Source organism: Lentibacter algarum (assembly GCF_040580765.1).
GTDB classification, from domain to species: Bacteria; Pseudomonadota; Alphaproteobacteria; order Rhodobacterales; family Rhodobacteraceae; genus Lentibacter; species Lentibacter algarum.
Window position 1 is genome coordinate 2,063,444 of the sequence record NZ_CP158687.1, and the last position, 12,839, is coordinate 2,076,282.

Here is a 12,839-nt window from a genome sequence, read left to right on the forward strand (position 1 = left end):
TAAATGATACACCCCGTATGCGCGCAGGGATTCCCGCTGGAATCGTCTGTTCGTATGCTGAATTTTTGGACCTAAGGGAGGCACGCATGGCAGACGCAGCCATTCACAGCCACGATCACGAGGACAACCGGAGCTTCTTTACGCGCTGGTTCCTCTCGACCAATCACAAAGACATTGGTCTGCTTTATCTCATCGTGTCGGCACTCGCCGGCCTGATAGCTGTTACATTCACTGTCTTCATGCGCCTCGAGCTCATGCAACCAGGTGTGCAGCACATGTGTATGGAGGGGTTCCGCTTCTTCTCCTCTGGTGATGTTTGCACACCAAACGGACACCTCTGGAACGTTCTGATCACGTATCACGGCGTCCTGATGATGTTCTTTGTTGTTATTCCGGCGCTTTTCGGCGGCTTTGGCAACTACTTCATGCCTCTGCAAATCGGCGCGCCAGACATGGCCTTCCCACGAATGAACAACCTGTCGTTCTGGATGTATGTCGCAGGTCTCTCACTCGGTGTCGCCTCGATGCTTTCACCTGGCGGCAATGACCAACTTGGTTCAGGCGTTGGCTGGGTGCTTTACCCGCCGCTGTCAGTCAATGAAGGCGGCATGTCGATGGATCTGGCGATCTTCGCGGTTCACGTTTCGGGCGCAAGCTCGATCCTTGGCGCGATCAACATGATCACCACTTTCCTCAACATGCGCGCACCAGGCATGACACTGTTCAAAGTACCACTCTTCGCTTGGTCGATCTTCATCACCGCGTGGCTCATCCTCCTTGCCCTGCCTGTTCTGGCTGGCGCAATCACGATGCTCCTCACGGACCGCAACTTCGGGACAACTTTCTTTGACCCAGCAGGCGGCGGCGATCCGATCCTTTACCAGCACATTCTCTGGTTCTTCGGTCACCCAGAAGTATATATCGTGGTTCTTCCAGGCTTTGGCCTCGTCTCACACATCTTCGCGACGTTCTCGCGCAAGCCTGTGTTTGGCTACCTGCCAATGGTTTGGGCGCTCATCGCGATTGGCGCGCTCGGCTTCGTCGTCTGGGCACACCACATGTACACTGTGGGCATGTCTCTGACTCAGCAAAGCTACTTCATGCTTGCCACCATGACGATTGCGATCCCAACAGGGATCAAGATCTTCTCATGGATCGCAACAATGTGGGGCGGCAGCCTTGAGTTCAAAACACCGATGCTCTTCGCAATCGGCTTTTTGATCCTGTTCACAATCGGTGGCGTTACAGGCATCGTGCTGTCACAGGCCGCAGTAGACCGTGCATATCACGACACCTATTATGTCGTCGCGCACTTCCACTACACCATGTCCATGGGGGCAGCCTTCACCATCTTTGCCGGTATATATTTCTATATAGGCAAGATGACAGGTCGCCAGTACCCAGAATTCTGGGGCAAGGTTCACTTCTGGATGTTCTTCATCGGCGTAAACATCACCTTCTTCCCACAGCACTTCCTGGGTCGCCAAGGTATGCCACGTCGTTACATCGACTATCCTGAAGCCTTTGCGTACTGGAACTACGTCTCTTCATGGGGTGCATTCCTGTCGTTCGCATCGTTCATCCTGTTCTTCGGTATCGTTCTTTACACACTCTTCCGCGGTGCAAAAGTAACTGAAAACAACTACTGGAACGAATACGCCGACACGCTTGAGTGGACACTGCCTTCGCCTCCGCCCGAGCATACGTTCGAGCAGCTTCCAAAGCAGGAAGACTGGGATAAGCAGCACGCTCACTAAGAGCTTCGTGTAAAACGAAACAAGCGGGGCTCCGGAGCAATCTGGGGCCCCGTTTTATTTCTCGTCAGCAATCAGAGCGCCGCATATGCTTCTCCCGAGCCTGCCCTTTCTCGCCTGCCTTGCCGTGCCGCTCCTCGGCGCATACATGGCACAGAGAGAAGCTCCAGTGGCTCGAATCTTTCTCACGCTGGCGTCATGTCTAGGCCTCATTGGCGCACTCCTGAGCATTGCAGAAGCGCTTTTAAGCCCGAGCGTCTTTCAAAGCTGGCCTCTCGCGACAACCCTAACACGCCCCGAAGGGACAGTTGCCTCCGCGCGTCTGCTCACTGCCGTTCTGTTGTTCAATGCCGCTGTGCTCGCGCTCTGTGGCGTGCTCTTCTGGTTCCAAACCCTACTCAGATCGACGCCCTACACAGCCTTTACGCGGTGGCTTGCCGCCCCCCTCGCCTGCGGCGCAGCAACAACTGTGCCCATGGGCTTTGCCCTAACCTATTTCATGGGCTTCTATGACTGGGCCAGCGCACGGCCCTCCGACAAAGCCTTCATCATTGCCACCTCGACAGGGTTCACCCTTGCTGGCTTTGCACTTGCCGCATTTATTTTACAATTCGCCGCCAGCGCCCTGCGCGCCCTAACTCATCAGAGGAAAGCCTGATGCCTTATCATTGGACAGAAACCAAAGACAGCCAGACCCTCACTCTCTGGCCCCATCGCAGCCTGCCCATCCGCGGCTTTGTCGGCGTCTTCGGCGGCATTTTCATTCTGGCCATGCTACCCCTCTTCGGCCTGATCGGAACATCGCTTCTCTGGGGCATGCTCCCCTTTGTGCTGATCACGCTCACAGGGCTCTACTTTGCCTTTATGCACACCTATCGCACAGGCGATGCCCGTGAGGTCTTGGTCATTGGGTCAGAGGAGACGACGCTCAGACATACGCCACACAAAGGCCCTGCGCTTGACTGGAGCTGCAACACCTACTGGACGCGCGCCCATATTTACCCGCGCGGAGGGCCGGTGCCACATTACATCACGCTCAAGGGCAACGGGCGCGAGGCCGAGCTTGGCAGGTTTCTGTCTGAAGATGAGCGCAAAGCACTTATCGGCGAGCTGTCAGATGCCTTAAAGGCGGCTCAACGCTAAGCAGAAACTTCGGGAAGATCGAGCATCTGCACTGCATCAATCCGCCAAGTCCCGTCAGTCTGTATCATTCGGTAGTCCAGCAAGAAGCGGGCACCCTTGGTATCTTTCACCAATAACTTCTGCCAAAGCTGGCCCGCAATCTGGCGCGCCTCCAAATAGCGCACATCACTGGGCCGCCAAACCATAGGATAGCCCTGCTTCACCATCGCCCCAAAGTTTTCAGGCGTGCGAAATACATTCTGGATCGTCGGACTGGCATAGCTGAAGGCGCGCACAAAATCATCGGCTTGAAAGGCCTCAATCTGCGACGCAATCACAGCCTGATGCGCACTGTCCTGTGCTGCGGCAGGCCGCACCCAAAGCGCCAATCCCATCGCCAAAATAAGCAAGATCTGTTTCATATCGCGTTTCCTCCTAAAAGGAATACGCCCAGTCCGCAAAAACGGATCACTGCAGGCCCACGCCGCTCAGGGCGCGCGGGCCTGCCAGCCTTTGCATGACCCGAAACCGAGTCAGATCATAGACTTCAGCCGAGCTCGCCCTTAAGGCCCTGTTCGATCAGCACGATGGTTTCATCAACACCATACAGCGCAATAAAGCTGCCAAAGCGTGGACCTTGGCTCGCTCCCATCAAGACCTCATAGATCGCAGCAAACCAATCACGAAGGTTTTCAAAGCCGTGGTTCTTGCCAACTGCAAAGACAATGCTCTGCAAGTCTTCGCCATCTGCCATGTTCAGCGCGGCCACAGGCTCATCCTTGCCCATCGCTTTGTTCTTGGCCTCGATCATGCCGCGCGCCAGCTCGGCATCTTTCAACGCCGCAACCAGATCCTCAAGCGCTGCCCGCTCCTGATCCGTCGGTGCACGGAAGACACGCGTTGGTTTCACAAAATCATTGAAGTAGCGCACAGCATAACCCGCCGCCGCGTCGAGCTGCGGGTTGGCCTCTGCACTCGCCTCTGGCGCGTAACGTTTGATAAAGCCCCAAAGGCCCTCTTTGTCTTCTGAGGCCGCCACGCTTGCAAGGTTGAGCAACATCGAGAACGGCACAACCATATCGGACTTGGGAACATCGCCGCCGTGAATATGATAAACAGGGTTGTTGAGCCGTGCGGCCTCATCCTGCCCCTCATAGGCCCGCAACTGCTGGTGGTACTCGTCCACCGCCTTTGGGATCACATCAAAATGCATCCGTTTGGCTGTCTGCGGCTTCAGATACATGAAATATCCAAGGCTTTCTGTGCTCGCATAGGTGAGCCATTCATCAATAGAAACGCCATTGCCCGAAGACTTGGAGATTTTCTGGCCGTTCTCGTCCAAAAACAGCTCATAAGTGAAGTGCTCAGGGGCGCGCTCGCCCAGAATGCGGCAGATGCTGTCATAGATCGGGGTATTGGTGCTGTGGTCTTTGCCATACATCTCAAAGTCCACACCCAAGGCCGCCCAGCGCGCGCCAAAGTCTGGCTTCCACTGCAGCTTCACGTTCCCGCCCGTCACAGGCAGGGTCATTTCTTCGCCCTCTTCCGTGTCAAAAGTGATCGTGCCCTCTTTGGCATTCACGTCTTTCATCGGCACATACATGACCCGCCCTGTCTCGGGGTGGATCGGCAGGAAAATCGAATAGGTCTTGCGGCGCTCTTCACGCAAAGACTTGAGCATCACAGCCATGATCTCGTCATACTTCTCGGCTGCACGCAGCAATATCTCGTCAAACTGACCAGAGGCATAAAATTCGGTCGCCGAGATAAACTCATACTCAAACCCGAAGGTATCAAGGAAGCGGCGCAGCATCGCGTTGTTATGCGCACCAAAGCTGTCAAATTTTTCAAACGGATCAGGGACGCTCGTGAGCGGCTTTTGCAAATGCTCCGCCAGCGCTTCTGGGTTTGGGACGTTGCCAGGCACTTTGCGCATCCCGTCAAGATCGTCAGAAAAACAGACAAGCTTGCTCGGCAGATCGCTGATCACACTAAAGGCATGGCGGATCATGCTCGTGCGTGCCACTTCGCCAAAGGTTCCAATGTGAGGCAAGCCTGAAGGGCCATAACCTGTCTCAAACAGAACAAAGCCCTTCTTTGGCGGCTGCTTTTCATAACGCTTCAAAACGCGGCGCGCTTCCACAAAGGGCCAAGCTTTCGAGTTCATCGCAGCGTCACGCAGTGCCGACATAGTATTCTTCTCCATTAAGACCCATCTACACAATGCAGAGGCCAAACTTCATGCTTCCTATTGGCAAGCGCGCCATTGGTCAATATTCTGCACTGCAACAAAGCCCTTAAGGAGCGCCCGAAATGCAAGATTCATCGCCGCACCCCATGTCACCCCAAGACTGCCTCGTCGCGGTCATGATTGCCGTTTCAGCCTCCGATGAAGATATTCGCACAGCCGAGCTCATCAAAATCGAAAACGCGGTCAATATGCTGCCCGTCTTTGCCGCCTATGACATCGACCGCATGAACCGCACCGCACAAGTGGTGTTTGATCTTTTCGCTCAAGAAGACGGCCTTGATGCCCTCTTCGGGCTTGTCCGCGACAATCTCCCCGAAGCACTCTATGAGACAGCCTATGCGCTCGCCTGCGATGTCGCCGCCGCAGACGGAACGTTGGCCGAGACAGAGCTGCGCTTGCTTGAAGAAATCCGCTACGAGCTCTCGCTTGATCGTCTCCACGCCGCCGCCATCGAGCGCGGCGCCCGCGCGCGCCACATCACGCTCTAAGCCTTTGGGCATAGCCCCATTGCCACACGGCCAATTCTCCGCAAAACTGGGTTATGCAAGAATCCTTGGGGGATATTTATGCGGTCTGTGTTTTATGCGGTGTTCTTTTTACTGTGCGCCACTCTGACCCAAGCGGGTGTTGTCGCCAAAGTCGATGTCTCAGAACAAAAGATGCGGGTCTACTCAAACGGCAAGCACCTTTACACATGGAGCGTATCGACAGCCCGCAAAGGCAAATGGACGCCACGCGGCACTTGGTCTGCAAAACACCTCTCGCGCCATCACAAATCAAGCCTCTACAATAACGCACCGATGCCCTACTCGATCTTTTACAGCGGCAATTTCGCAATTCACGGGACAAACAATATCTCCCGCCTTGGCAGCCCCGCTTCCGCGGGCTGCGTGCGCCTTCACCCAGAGCACGCCGCCGTCCTCTTCAACATGACGCGCAATGTCGGGCTCAAAAATATGAAAGTTGTGATCCGCGACTGAGCCGCGCTACTAGCTCGCGTAGAGCGTACCCCAACGCTCGATCAGGTCTTGCTGCAAACCTTTCGCGCGCTTGTTCCAGCTGCGTGCGCCCTGTGGACTCTCCCTCTCACTGCGCTTGATGCGCGCGCGCCTGTCGGTGTCAGCTGCAAAAATAGCAAAGGTCATGACGGTGCCGTCCGCCCCCTTGGCATAGCCTGCCAAAGCGCTGACAAAATTAAGCGTGCCCGTCTTGGCGTGGACATCAATCGGATGATCTTTTTTCACGCGCCCTTTTGCATCGCGCAAGGCGATCGGCTTCAGGATCGGCGCAATTTCAGAACGCGCTGCCACCAGCGCTTTGGCCATATCTTCCGCCGTGGCGCGAGAGTCCTCGCCAAGTCCAGAGTGGTCGACAAAACGGCTGCCGCCCATCCCTAGCGTAGCCCCAGCCCAACGGCTCATTTCGCCAGCGCTTGCTTTCAGGCTCACGGGCCGCCCACTGCGCGCCGCTGTCGCCGCAAGCCCGACCATCTCGGTCATCATGTTGTTGGAATACTTAAGAAAATCCTGACAAATACTTCGCAGCTCAGCGCTCTGCTGGCGCAGAAGCACACGTTCACCGCCCCGCGCCGCGCCCTTTTGCGGCTGTGGCAGACTGACGCCTTGCGCCCGCGCCAGCTCACGCAAGACTTCACCCGCGTACAGCTCTGGCTGGCGAACAGGAAGCCAACGTGCCCCCCCCTTGCCAAGAGCCTGCGCCGAAACGCTCCAGTGGTCCTCTTGGCCTTTGCTTGCATAAGTATAGACAGGCGCATCGCGGCTCGCGATCTTCATCTTCGCAAAGCGCACATTGGGGCGGTAACGATCGGAGCGCGCATCCATCGTGGTGCTCCACTTCCCGCCTGCACGCTTCCACTCAAAATGAACACGGTTAAAGTTGAGCGCGATCCCCGAAATCGCGGGGTTATAGCCTACATGCTCTGGCTGGTCGCGGTCGATCTCGTTGAGACTGGGCAGCGCCGTGCCATCAACAATAAACTTGCCTTTGACCTCGCGCAGCCCTGCCGCTTTGAGCGCGCCGGCAAGCTCTGCCATCCGATCTGTGTCCAGCGTCGGGTCGCCCCCCCCCTTCAAGATAAGATCGCCCTGCAAAACGCCGCTGCTGATCGTCCCCGAAAGGCGCAGCTCCGTGTAAAAACGATGCCCCGCGCCCAATGTCGCCAACGCATAGAGCGCCGTCACCGCCTTGGTCACACTCGCAGGCGGCAGCCCCGTGCGCCCATTTCCACTCTCCAGCACAAGCCCCGTCTTGGCATCTGCCACCGCAAACCCGACTTTTCCGCCAAGCTCGGCCCGCGCAATCAGCGCCTGCGCACTGGCAACCTTAGGCTGCGTTGGTCCGGCTGTCGAAGGTGCTGTGGTGGCGCCTGCACTCCCATGAGCGGGGCGTCCCTGTGGGCGCAACGAGCGCTCAGGCGCACGCGCGCAAGCAGTGGTGGCAAGGGCCGAGAAACCCGCCGTGAGAAAAAACCGTTTGGAAATCATACGCATCATGGAGCAAACATAAGCTCAAATTCAGGAGGCAAACAAGCGCTACCAAGCGCCTCTCGCGCGAATGTCACTTGAGGAGATGTCACGCATCGGCACGTTCACAAAACACCACGCTGGCGCCACGCTCTGACCAAGCGCATGGCTCTCACGGCTTTGCAGTCGAAAGCGGCGGTAAATGTCCGCCGCGGTTGCACCGCGCGCCCGCAAGCGCTCCTCGGGCCGCGCCAGTACACCAACAGGCACATGCTCCATGATCCAGCGCCAGTCGCGCCACTGATCAAATTGTGCCAGATTGTCAGCGCCCATCAGCCAGACAAACCGCACCTTGGGATACACGGCCATGAGCGCCCGCAGAGTCTCAGCAGTGTAGCGCGTGCCCGCTCGTTGCTCGAAATCGCTTATTTTCACACGCGGATGCTGCATCACATCCCGCGCCCGCGCCATCCGCTCAGCCATTGGCGCTGGCCCTTCTGCCTTCAAAGGATTGCCTGGCGAAACCAGCCACCAGACCTCATCCAGCCCAAATCGCTTGAGCGCCTCGCGCGTGATGTGCACATGGCCCTTGTGCGCAGGGTCAAACGAGCCGCCCAGCAGCCCGATCACCCGCCCGTCTGGCACATATGGCAAACCCTGTTTCATCCGCCTGTTCTGGCCAGCCCGCGCACCTAAGTCAACTCGCATGGGGCGCTCTTTCTTTTTTGTCCAAATATCCCTCCGACACAGGCCACACAGCCCAAAACTAGCGGATTGCCCCTGCGCCCGCCAAAGGCTATCACCCCCCTGACACATCCCATTCAGCTCAAGAGGGTTCCCACATGGCCGCTTATCAATACGTCTACCACATGCAGGGCGTCTCCAAGACCTACCCCGGTGGCAAGAAATGCTTTGAAAACATTCACCTTAACTTCCTCCCCGGTGTCAAAATCGGTGTCGTGGGCGTCAACGGCTCGGGTAAATCCACCCTGATGAAAATCATGGCGGGCATGGACAAAGACTTTCAGGGCGAAGCTTGGCACGCCGAGGGCGCACGCGTCGGCTACCTCCCCCAGGAGCCAAAGCTTGACGAAACCCTCGATGTACGTGGCAACGTGATGCTCGGTGTCGCTGCCAAGCAAGCCAAGCTTGAGCGCTACAACGAACTTGCGATGAACTATTCCGACGAGACAGCCGATGAAATGGCCGAACTCCAAGACCAGATCGACGCCGAAAACCTCTGGGATCTGGACAGCCAGATCGATGTCGCGATGGAAGCTCTGCGCTGCCCGCCTGATGACGCCGAAGTGTCCTCACTCTCAGGCGGCGAAGCCCGCCGTGTCGCGCTCTGCAAACTGCTCCTCGAAGCGCCTGACATGCTTCTGCTGGACGAACCAACCAACCACCTTGACGCCGAAACCATCGCGTGGCTGCAGCAGCACCTGATCGACTACGCAGGCACAATCCTCTGCGTCACCCACGACCGTTACTTCCTTGACGATATCACAAGCTGGATTCTCGAGCTCGATCGAGGAAAAGGCATCCCCTACGAGGGCAACTACTCCGCATGGCTCGAGCAAAAAGCCAAGCGCCTCTCCCAAGAGGCCAAAGAAGACAAATCCAAGCAAAAGACGCTTGAGCGCGAACTTGAGTGGATGCGCCAAGGCCAAAAAGCCCGCCAAGCCAAGCAAAAGGCCCGTATCAACGCCTATAACGAGCTGGCAAGCCAGTCCGAGCGTGAAAAAGTCGGCCGCGCCCAGATCATCATTCCCAATGGCCCACGCCTTGGCGGCAAGGTGATCGAAGTGGACGGCCTCAAAAAGGCGATGGGCGACAAGCTCCTCGTCGAAGGTCTCTCCTTCGCTCTTCCACCCGGCGGCATTGTCGGCGTGATCGGTCCGAACGGCGCGGGGAAATCCACGCTCTTTAAAATGCTCACAGGTCAGGAACAGCCCGATGAAGGCTCCGTCACCTATGGCGACACGGTACAGCTCTCCTATGTTGACCAGTCCCGCGACGATCTGGATGACAACGCCACCGTTTGGGAGGCAATCTCGGGCGGCAATGACATCATCCAGCTGGGCGACGCCGAGGTAAACTCCCGCGCCTATTGCTCAAGCTTCAACTTCAAAGGCGGCGACCAGCAGAAGAAGCTCAGCCTCCTCTCGGGCGGCGAGCGCAACCGCGTTCACATGGCGCGCTTGCTCAAAGAAGGCGGCAACGTGCTGCTGCTCGACGAACCGACCAACGACCTTGACGTCGAAACGCTGCGCGCACTCGAAGACGCCCTCACCGACTTCGCCGGCTGCGCCGTGGTCATCTCCCACGACCGCTTCTTCCTTGACCGTATCTGTACCCACATGCTCGCCTTTGAAGGCGATGCCCATGTCGAATGGTTCGAAGGCAACTTCGAAGACTACGAAGAAGACAAAAAGCGTAGGCTTGGCGCGGATGCTCTGGAGCCCAAGCGCTTGAAGCATAAGAAGTTCTCGAGGTAAAAAAACTTGTTTTATTGAATGTTGGGCGGCTTTCGAGCCGCCCTTTTTTTATCAAGGGCTGCGCCCGACACGGGGTGGGCGCAAGCTGAAACCTCTCCACGAGACGAGCCCTAGAAGATGCGCCCGCCCATGGGGCGGGTCGGGCGCAGCCCGTGGTTCCCACGGGCGAGACATTCAACTGAGTGAGCTCCTCACCCTACCCAGCCCACAATCTCCCCTGCGCGCATAGCACCGCTCTGCCGCTTCTTCTCTTTCCCGCCGTCAAAGCGGATCATCGTCGGAATACCCCGTATCCCATAGACCTGCCCCGCCTTCGGCTCGTCTTCCGTGTTCAGCTTCACAAGCCGCGCTTTGCCCGCAAGCACATCGGCGGCTTTGGAAAACTCGGGCCCCATCATCTTGCAAGGCCCGCACCACGGCGCCCAGAAGTCTACAACAAGCGGCAGCTCGTCGTTCTTCGCCGCCTTTTGAAGCGTCGCAAAGTCCACCGCGACCGCCTTGGTCGAAATCAGCTTCGCGCCGCAGGTTCCGCATTTGGCATCCATGAGCCGTTCTTCGGGCACGCGGTTCACTTGCGCGCAGTCAAGGCATGTCAGTTTCTTACCAGCCATCTTGGCCTCCATCATATTCCAAATTCAATATATAAAGAAACAGCGCCCGTACAAGACCACCGCGCGCTGCATTGAATAATTTTCTCTTAACAAAAATCCGATTCAGCCGGTGCACGGGTTGTGCACGGGTTGTGCACGCTTTTCACCCCCCCGTTTTGAGCAGGGTTTTGCCCGTTAACGTGAGCGTACGCTGCCCCTCTTGTAACGAATCCAGATCAATGCCATATAGCGCTTGCTACGATCTTCTACTCGACCCCTGTTTTCCGACCACCGGCTCACAGTTCTAGACGACGACGACGTGATAAGCCGGGTTGCTGCACTTTCGCGGGCAACATTATCTAAGGAAAACACTGATGGCTACTGGCACAGTAAAATGGTTCAACTCAACCAAAGGCTTCGGCTTTATCGCTCCCGATGGCGGCTCAAAAGACGTGTTCGTACACATCTCAGCCGTTGAGCGCGCAGGCCTCACAGGTCTCGCCGACAACCAAAAAGTTAGCTTCGACATCGAAGCAGGCCGTGACGGCCGTGAAGCAGCGTCAAACATCGAATTGATGTAAGCTGTTCTTATAGAACAATTAAAGGCGCATCCCTCGGGGTGCGCCTTTTGCGTTTAGGCCGCTTCTTTGTCTTCGTTTAGATCGGCCTCTGGCGCTGGCAAAGCCAAACGTTCATCTGGCATTTGCTCAGGCAGCTCAAGCTCAAGCGCCCCCGTGGAGGGATCAAAGCTAAGCTTCGGCTTCACATCCAACTCCGCCAAAACAGAGTTAATCTCGCCCAAGGCCCGTGCGACACGCGCCCGTTGCGCCTCGGGCTTTCCACCAGCTTTACTTGCGATATTTTTCAGGAATTCAAACATATTACCCCCAGTGACTCGTTAAAACAGAGTCCCACTTTAGCGCCGCGTACCGCAAATTTACAGGGGAAAGCCCGCGCCCTCTTCCCATCTTTCAAAGCCTCCCCTAGGGTCAGCAGACCATTAAAAAGGAACGCCCCATGGCCGAGATCACACGTCATCACACCAACGCCCGCATGAGCCAAATCGTCACCCACGGCGATATGATCTATCTCGCGGGCCAAGTCGGCAGCCCAGAGGCCGATGTCACCCAGCAAACCAAAGATTGTCTTGCTCAGATCGACACGCTTCTGGCCGAAGTCGGTTCGGATAAAACCAAAATCCTGCAATGCACGATCTGGCTCGCAGACATGGCCGATTTCGCTGCCATGAATGCGATCTGGGATGCATGGGTTCCACAAGGCCACACGCCCGCGCGCGCCTGTGGCGAGGCCAAGCTGGCAACGCCGGATTATAAAGTAGAGTTCCTGATTACGGCTGTAAAATAAGGTTCTTAGCTCGTGGCCGTGCCCTTTTTAGGCACAGGCCGCGGGCGTCCAGTGTCGTCAATCGCAACATAGGTAAAAAGCCCCTCGGTGACCTTTTCACGAAGCCCTGTATGCCGCCGCAGTGCCCAGGCCTCAAGGCCGATCGCCATAGAGGTATTGCCCACTCGGTCGATCCAGGCATAGACACAAAGCACATCGCCGACCTGCACGGGACTGATAAATTTCATCGCGTCAACAGCCACAGTCGCAACCCGCCCCGCAGCACGCTCGGCAGCCACAATTCCGCTGGCAATATCCATTTGAGACAAAACCCACCCGCCGAAAATGTCGCCGTTCACATTCACATCGGCAGGCATCGCGAGAGTACGCAATGTCAGATCGCCTTTGGGCTCAATTTTAGTCATTTCGCGATCCTTTTTCTTGGCTATTTCCCCAAGTTTAACCCCTTGGTAATCTTTGGGCCATAGCTTCTGAAGTCAGTGCCTGCTCTTTTCCCAAGTGCTGCCACATTCTCGCCGCTTTACGCCGTCACAAACACGGCGAAGGTTAACGCAAAAGGTAATCAGATGTTTATCGTCGCACTCCTCTCTGGAAGCTTCATCGGGCTTATAGCGTCCGTATTTGCTTATTTTGCCCTTGGGCTCGGAGCATTTGCGGCATTTTCGCTCTATCTGGCCTGCGCATTGGTTCCCACGCTACTCACCGTGGCTCTGACCGTCGTCCAAGCCCTTGCAGATATAGCGCTTCCAAACCGTCTCACAGCACGCTAAGCGCCC

16 protein-coding genes are annotated in these 12,839 nt (G+C 56.7%); 9 read left to right on the forward strand and 7 right to left on the reverse strand.

Going from position 1 to position 12,839, the window contains the following annotated elements:
• Nucleotides 1-86: 86 nt before the first annotated feature.
• From DSM117340_RS10125 to DSM117340_RS10135, 3 genes are all read left to right on the forward strand, one after another.
• Entirely contained in the window at nt 87-1,757 is a 1,671-nt protein-coding gene (locus DSM117340_RS10125) for a cytochrome c oxidase subunit 1 (RefSeq protein WP_089889579.1), read from the forward strand.
• Between the two features lie 85 nt (nt 1,758-1,842).
• Entirely contained in the window at nt 1,843-2,412 is a 570-nt protein-coding gene (locus tag DSM117340_RS10130; RefSeq protein ID WP_089889575.1) for a hypothetical protein, read from the forward strand.
• The gene (locus DSM117340_RS10135) at nt 2,412-2,897 is read left to right on the forward strand and encodes a DUF2244 domain-containing protein (RefSeq protein WP_089889572.1); all 486 of its coding nucleotides are present in this window, start codon (nt 2,412-2,414) and stop codon (nt 2,895-2,897) included. The genes DSM117340_RS10130 and DSM117340_RS10135 overlap by 1 nt, the downstream gene beginning before the upstream one ends.
• Here the strand turns inward: DSM117340_RS10135 and DSM117340_RS10140 are convergent.
• Nucleotides 2,894-3,298: a DUF4864 domain-containing protein gene (locus tag DSM117340_RS10140; RefSeq protein WP_089889569.1), complete on the reverse strand. Its 405-nt coding sequence runs from the start codon at nt 3,296-3,298 to the stop codon at nt 2,894-2,896. The two genes, DSM117340_RS10135 and DSM117340_RS10140, sit on opposite strands and share 4 nt — an antisense overlap.
• A gap of 125 nt (nt 3,299-3,423) precedes the next feature.
• Nucleotides 3,424-5,067 carry a lysine--tRNA ligase gene (locus DSM117340_RS10145; RefSeq protein ID WP_089889566.1) on the reverse strand — a complete coding sequence of 548 codons (1,644 nt, stop codon included), beginning with the start codon at nt 5,065-5,067 and terminating at the stop codon, nt 3,424-3,426.
• Between the two features lie 122 nt (nt 5,068-5,189).
• Between DSM117340_RS10145 and DSM117340_RS10150 the strand changes: the two genes are divergently transcribed.
• Together DSM117340_RS10150 and DSM117340_RS10155 are read left to right on the forward strand one after the other, a co-directional pair.
• Nucleotides 5,190-5,615: a tellurite resistance TerB family protein gene (locus tag DSM117340_RS10150; protein ID WP_089889562.1), complete on the forward strand. Its 426-nt coding sequence runs from the start codon at nt 5,190-5,192 to the stop codon at nt 5,613-5,615.
• Between the two features lie 78 nt (nt 5,616-5,693).
• The gene (locus DSM117340_RS10155; protein ID WP_089889559.1) at nt 5,694-6,107 is read left to right on the forward strand and encodes a L,D-transpeptidase; all 414 of its coding nucleotides are present in this window, start codon (nt 5,694-5,696) and stop codon (nt 6,105-6,107) included.
• A gap of 9 nt (nt 6,108-6,116) precedes the next feature.
• Here DSM117340_RS10155 and dacB read toward each other — a convergent pair whose 3' ends face one another.
• Nucleotides 6,117-7,640, reverse strand: a complete 1,524-nt coding sequence (dacB, locus tag DSM117340_RS10160; protein ID WP_333908497.1) for a D-alanyl-D-alanine carboxypeptidase/D-alanyl-D-alanine-endopeptidase — start codon at nt 7,638-7,640, stop codon at nt 6,117-6,119.
• A 39-nt stretch (nt 7,641-7,679) separates the two neighbouring features.
• The gene (locus DSM117340_RS10165; RefSeq protein ID WP_089891501.1) at nt 7,680-8,276 is read right to left on the reverse strand and encodes a nicotinate-nucleotide adenylyltransferase; all 597 of its coding nucleotides are present in this window, start codon (nt 8,274-8,276) and stop codon (nt 7,680-7,682) included.
• 176 nt (nt 8,277-8,452) lie between these two features.
• Between DSM117340_RS10165 and ettA the strand changes: the two genes are divergently transcribed.
• Complete coding sequence (ettA, locus tag DSM117340_RS10170) at nt 8,453-10,108, forward strand: energy-dependent translational throttle protein EttA (RefSeq protein ID WP_089889556.1); 1,656 nt, start codon at nt 8,453-8,455, stop codon at nt 10,106-10,108.
• Between the two features lie 191 nt (nt 10,109-10,299).
• Here ettA and DSM117340_RS10175 read toward each other — a convergent pair whose 3' ends face one another.
• Nucleotides 10,300-10,719 carry a thioredoxin domain-containing protein gene (locus tag DSM117340_RS10175; protein WP_089889553.1) on the reverse strand — a complete coding sequence of 140 codons (420 nt, stop codon included), beginning with the start codon at nt 10,717-10,719 and terminating at the stop codon, nt 10,300-10,302.
• A 353-nt stretch (nt 10,720-11,072) separates the two neighbouring features.
• Here DSM117340_RS10175 and DSM117340_RS10180 point away from each other — a divergent pair, with 353 nt between their 5' ends.
• Nucleotides 11,073-11,279 carry a cold-shock protein gene (locus DSM117340_RS10180; protein WP_089889551.1) on the forward strand — a complete coding sequence of 69 codons (207 nt, stop codon included), beginning with the start codon at nt 11,073-11,075 and terminating at the stop codon, nt 11,277-11,279.
• Nucleotides 11,280-11,332: 53 nt separating this feature from the next.
• Here the strand turns inward: DSM117340_RS10180 and DSM117340_RS10185 are convergent, their stop codons facing one another.
• Nucleotides 11,333-11,578: a hypothetical protein gene (locus tag DSM117340_RS10185; RefSeq protein WP_089889548.1), complete on the reverse strand. Its 246-nt coding sequence runs from the start codon at nt 11,576-11,578 to the stop codon at nt 11,333-11,335.
• Between the two features lie 137 nt (nt 11,579-11,715).
• Between DSM117340_RS10185 and DSM117340_RS10190 the strand changes: the two genes are divergently transcribed.
• Nucleotides 11,716-12,063, forward strand: coding sequence for a RidA family protein (locus tag DSM117340_RS10190; RefSeq protein WP_089889545.1), 348 nt, complete (start codon nt 11,716-11,718; stop codon nt 12,061-12,063).
• Between the two features lie 5 nt (nt 12,064-12,068).
• On the opposite strand, the gene DSM117340_RS10195 is transcribed toward DSM117340_RS10190, so the two are convergent.
• Nucleotides 12,069-12,467, reverse strand: coding sequence for an acyl-CoA thioesterase (locus DSM117340_RS10195; protein ID WP_089889542.1), 399 nt, complete (start codon nt 12,465-12,467; stop codon nt 12,069-12,071).
• Between the two features lie 162 nt (nt 12,468-12,629).
• Between DSM117340_RS10195 and DSM117340_RS10200 the strand changes: the two genes are divergently transcribed.
• Nucleotides 12,630-12,833 (forward strand): hypothetical protein, encoded by a 204-nt coding sequence (locus DSM117340_RS10200; RefSeq protein ID WP_089889539.1) that lies wholly within the window; start codon nt 12,630-12,632, stop codon nt 12,831-12,833.
• Nucleotides 12,834-12,839: the final 6 nt, after the last annotated feature.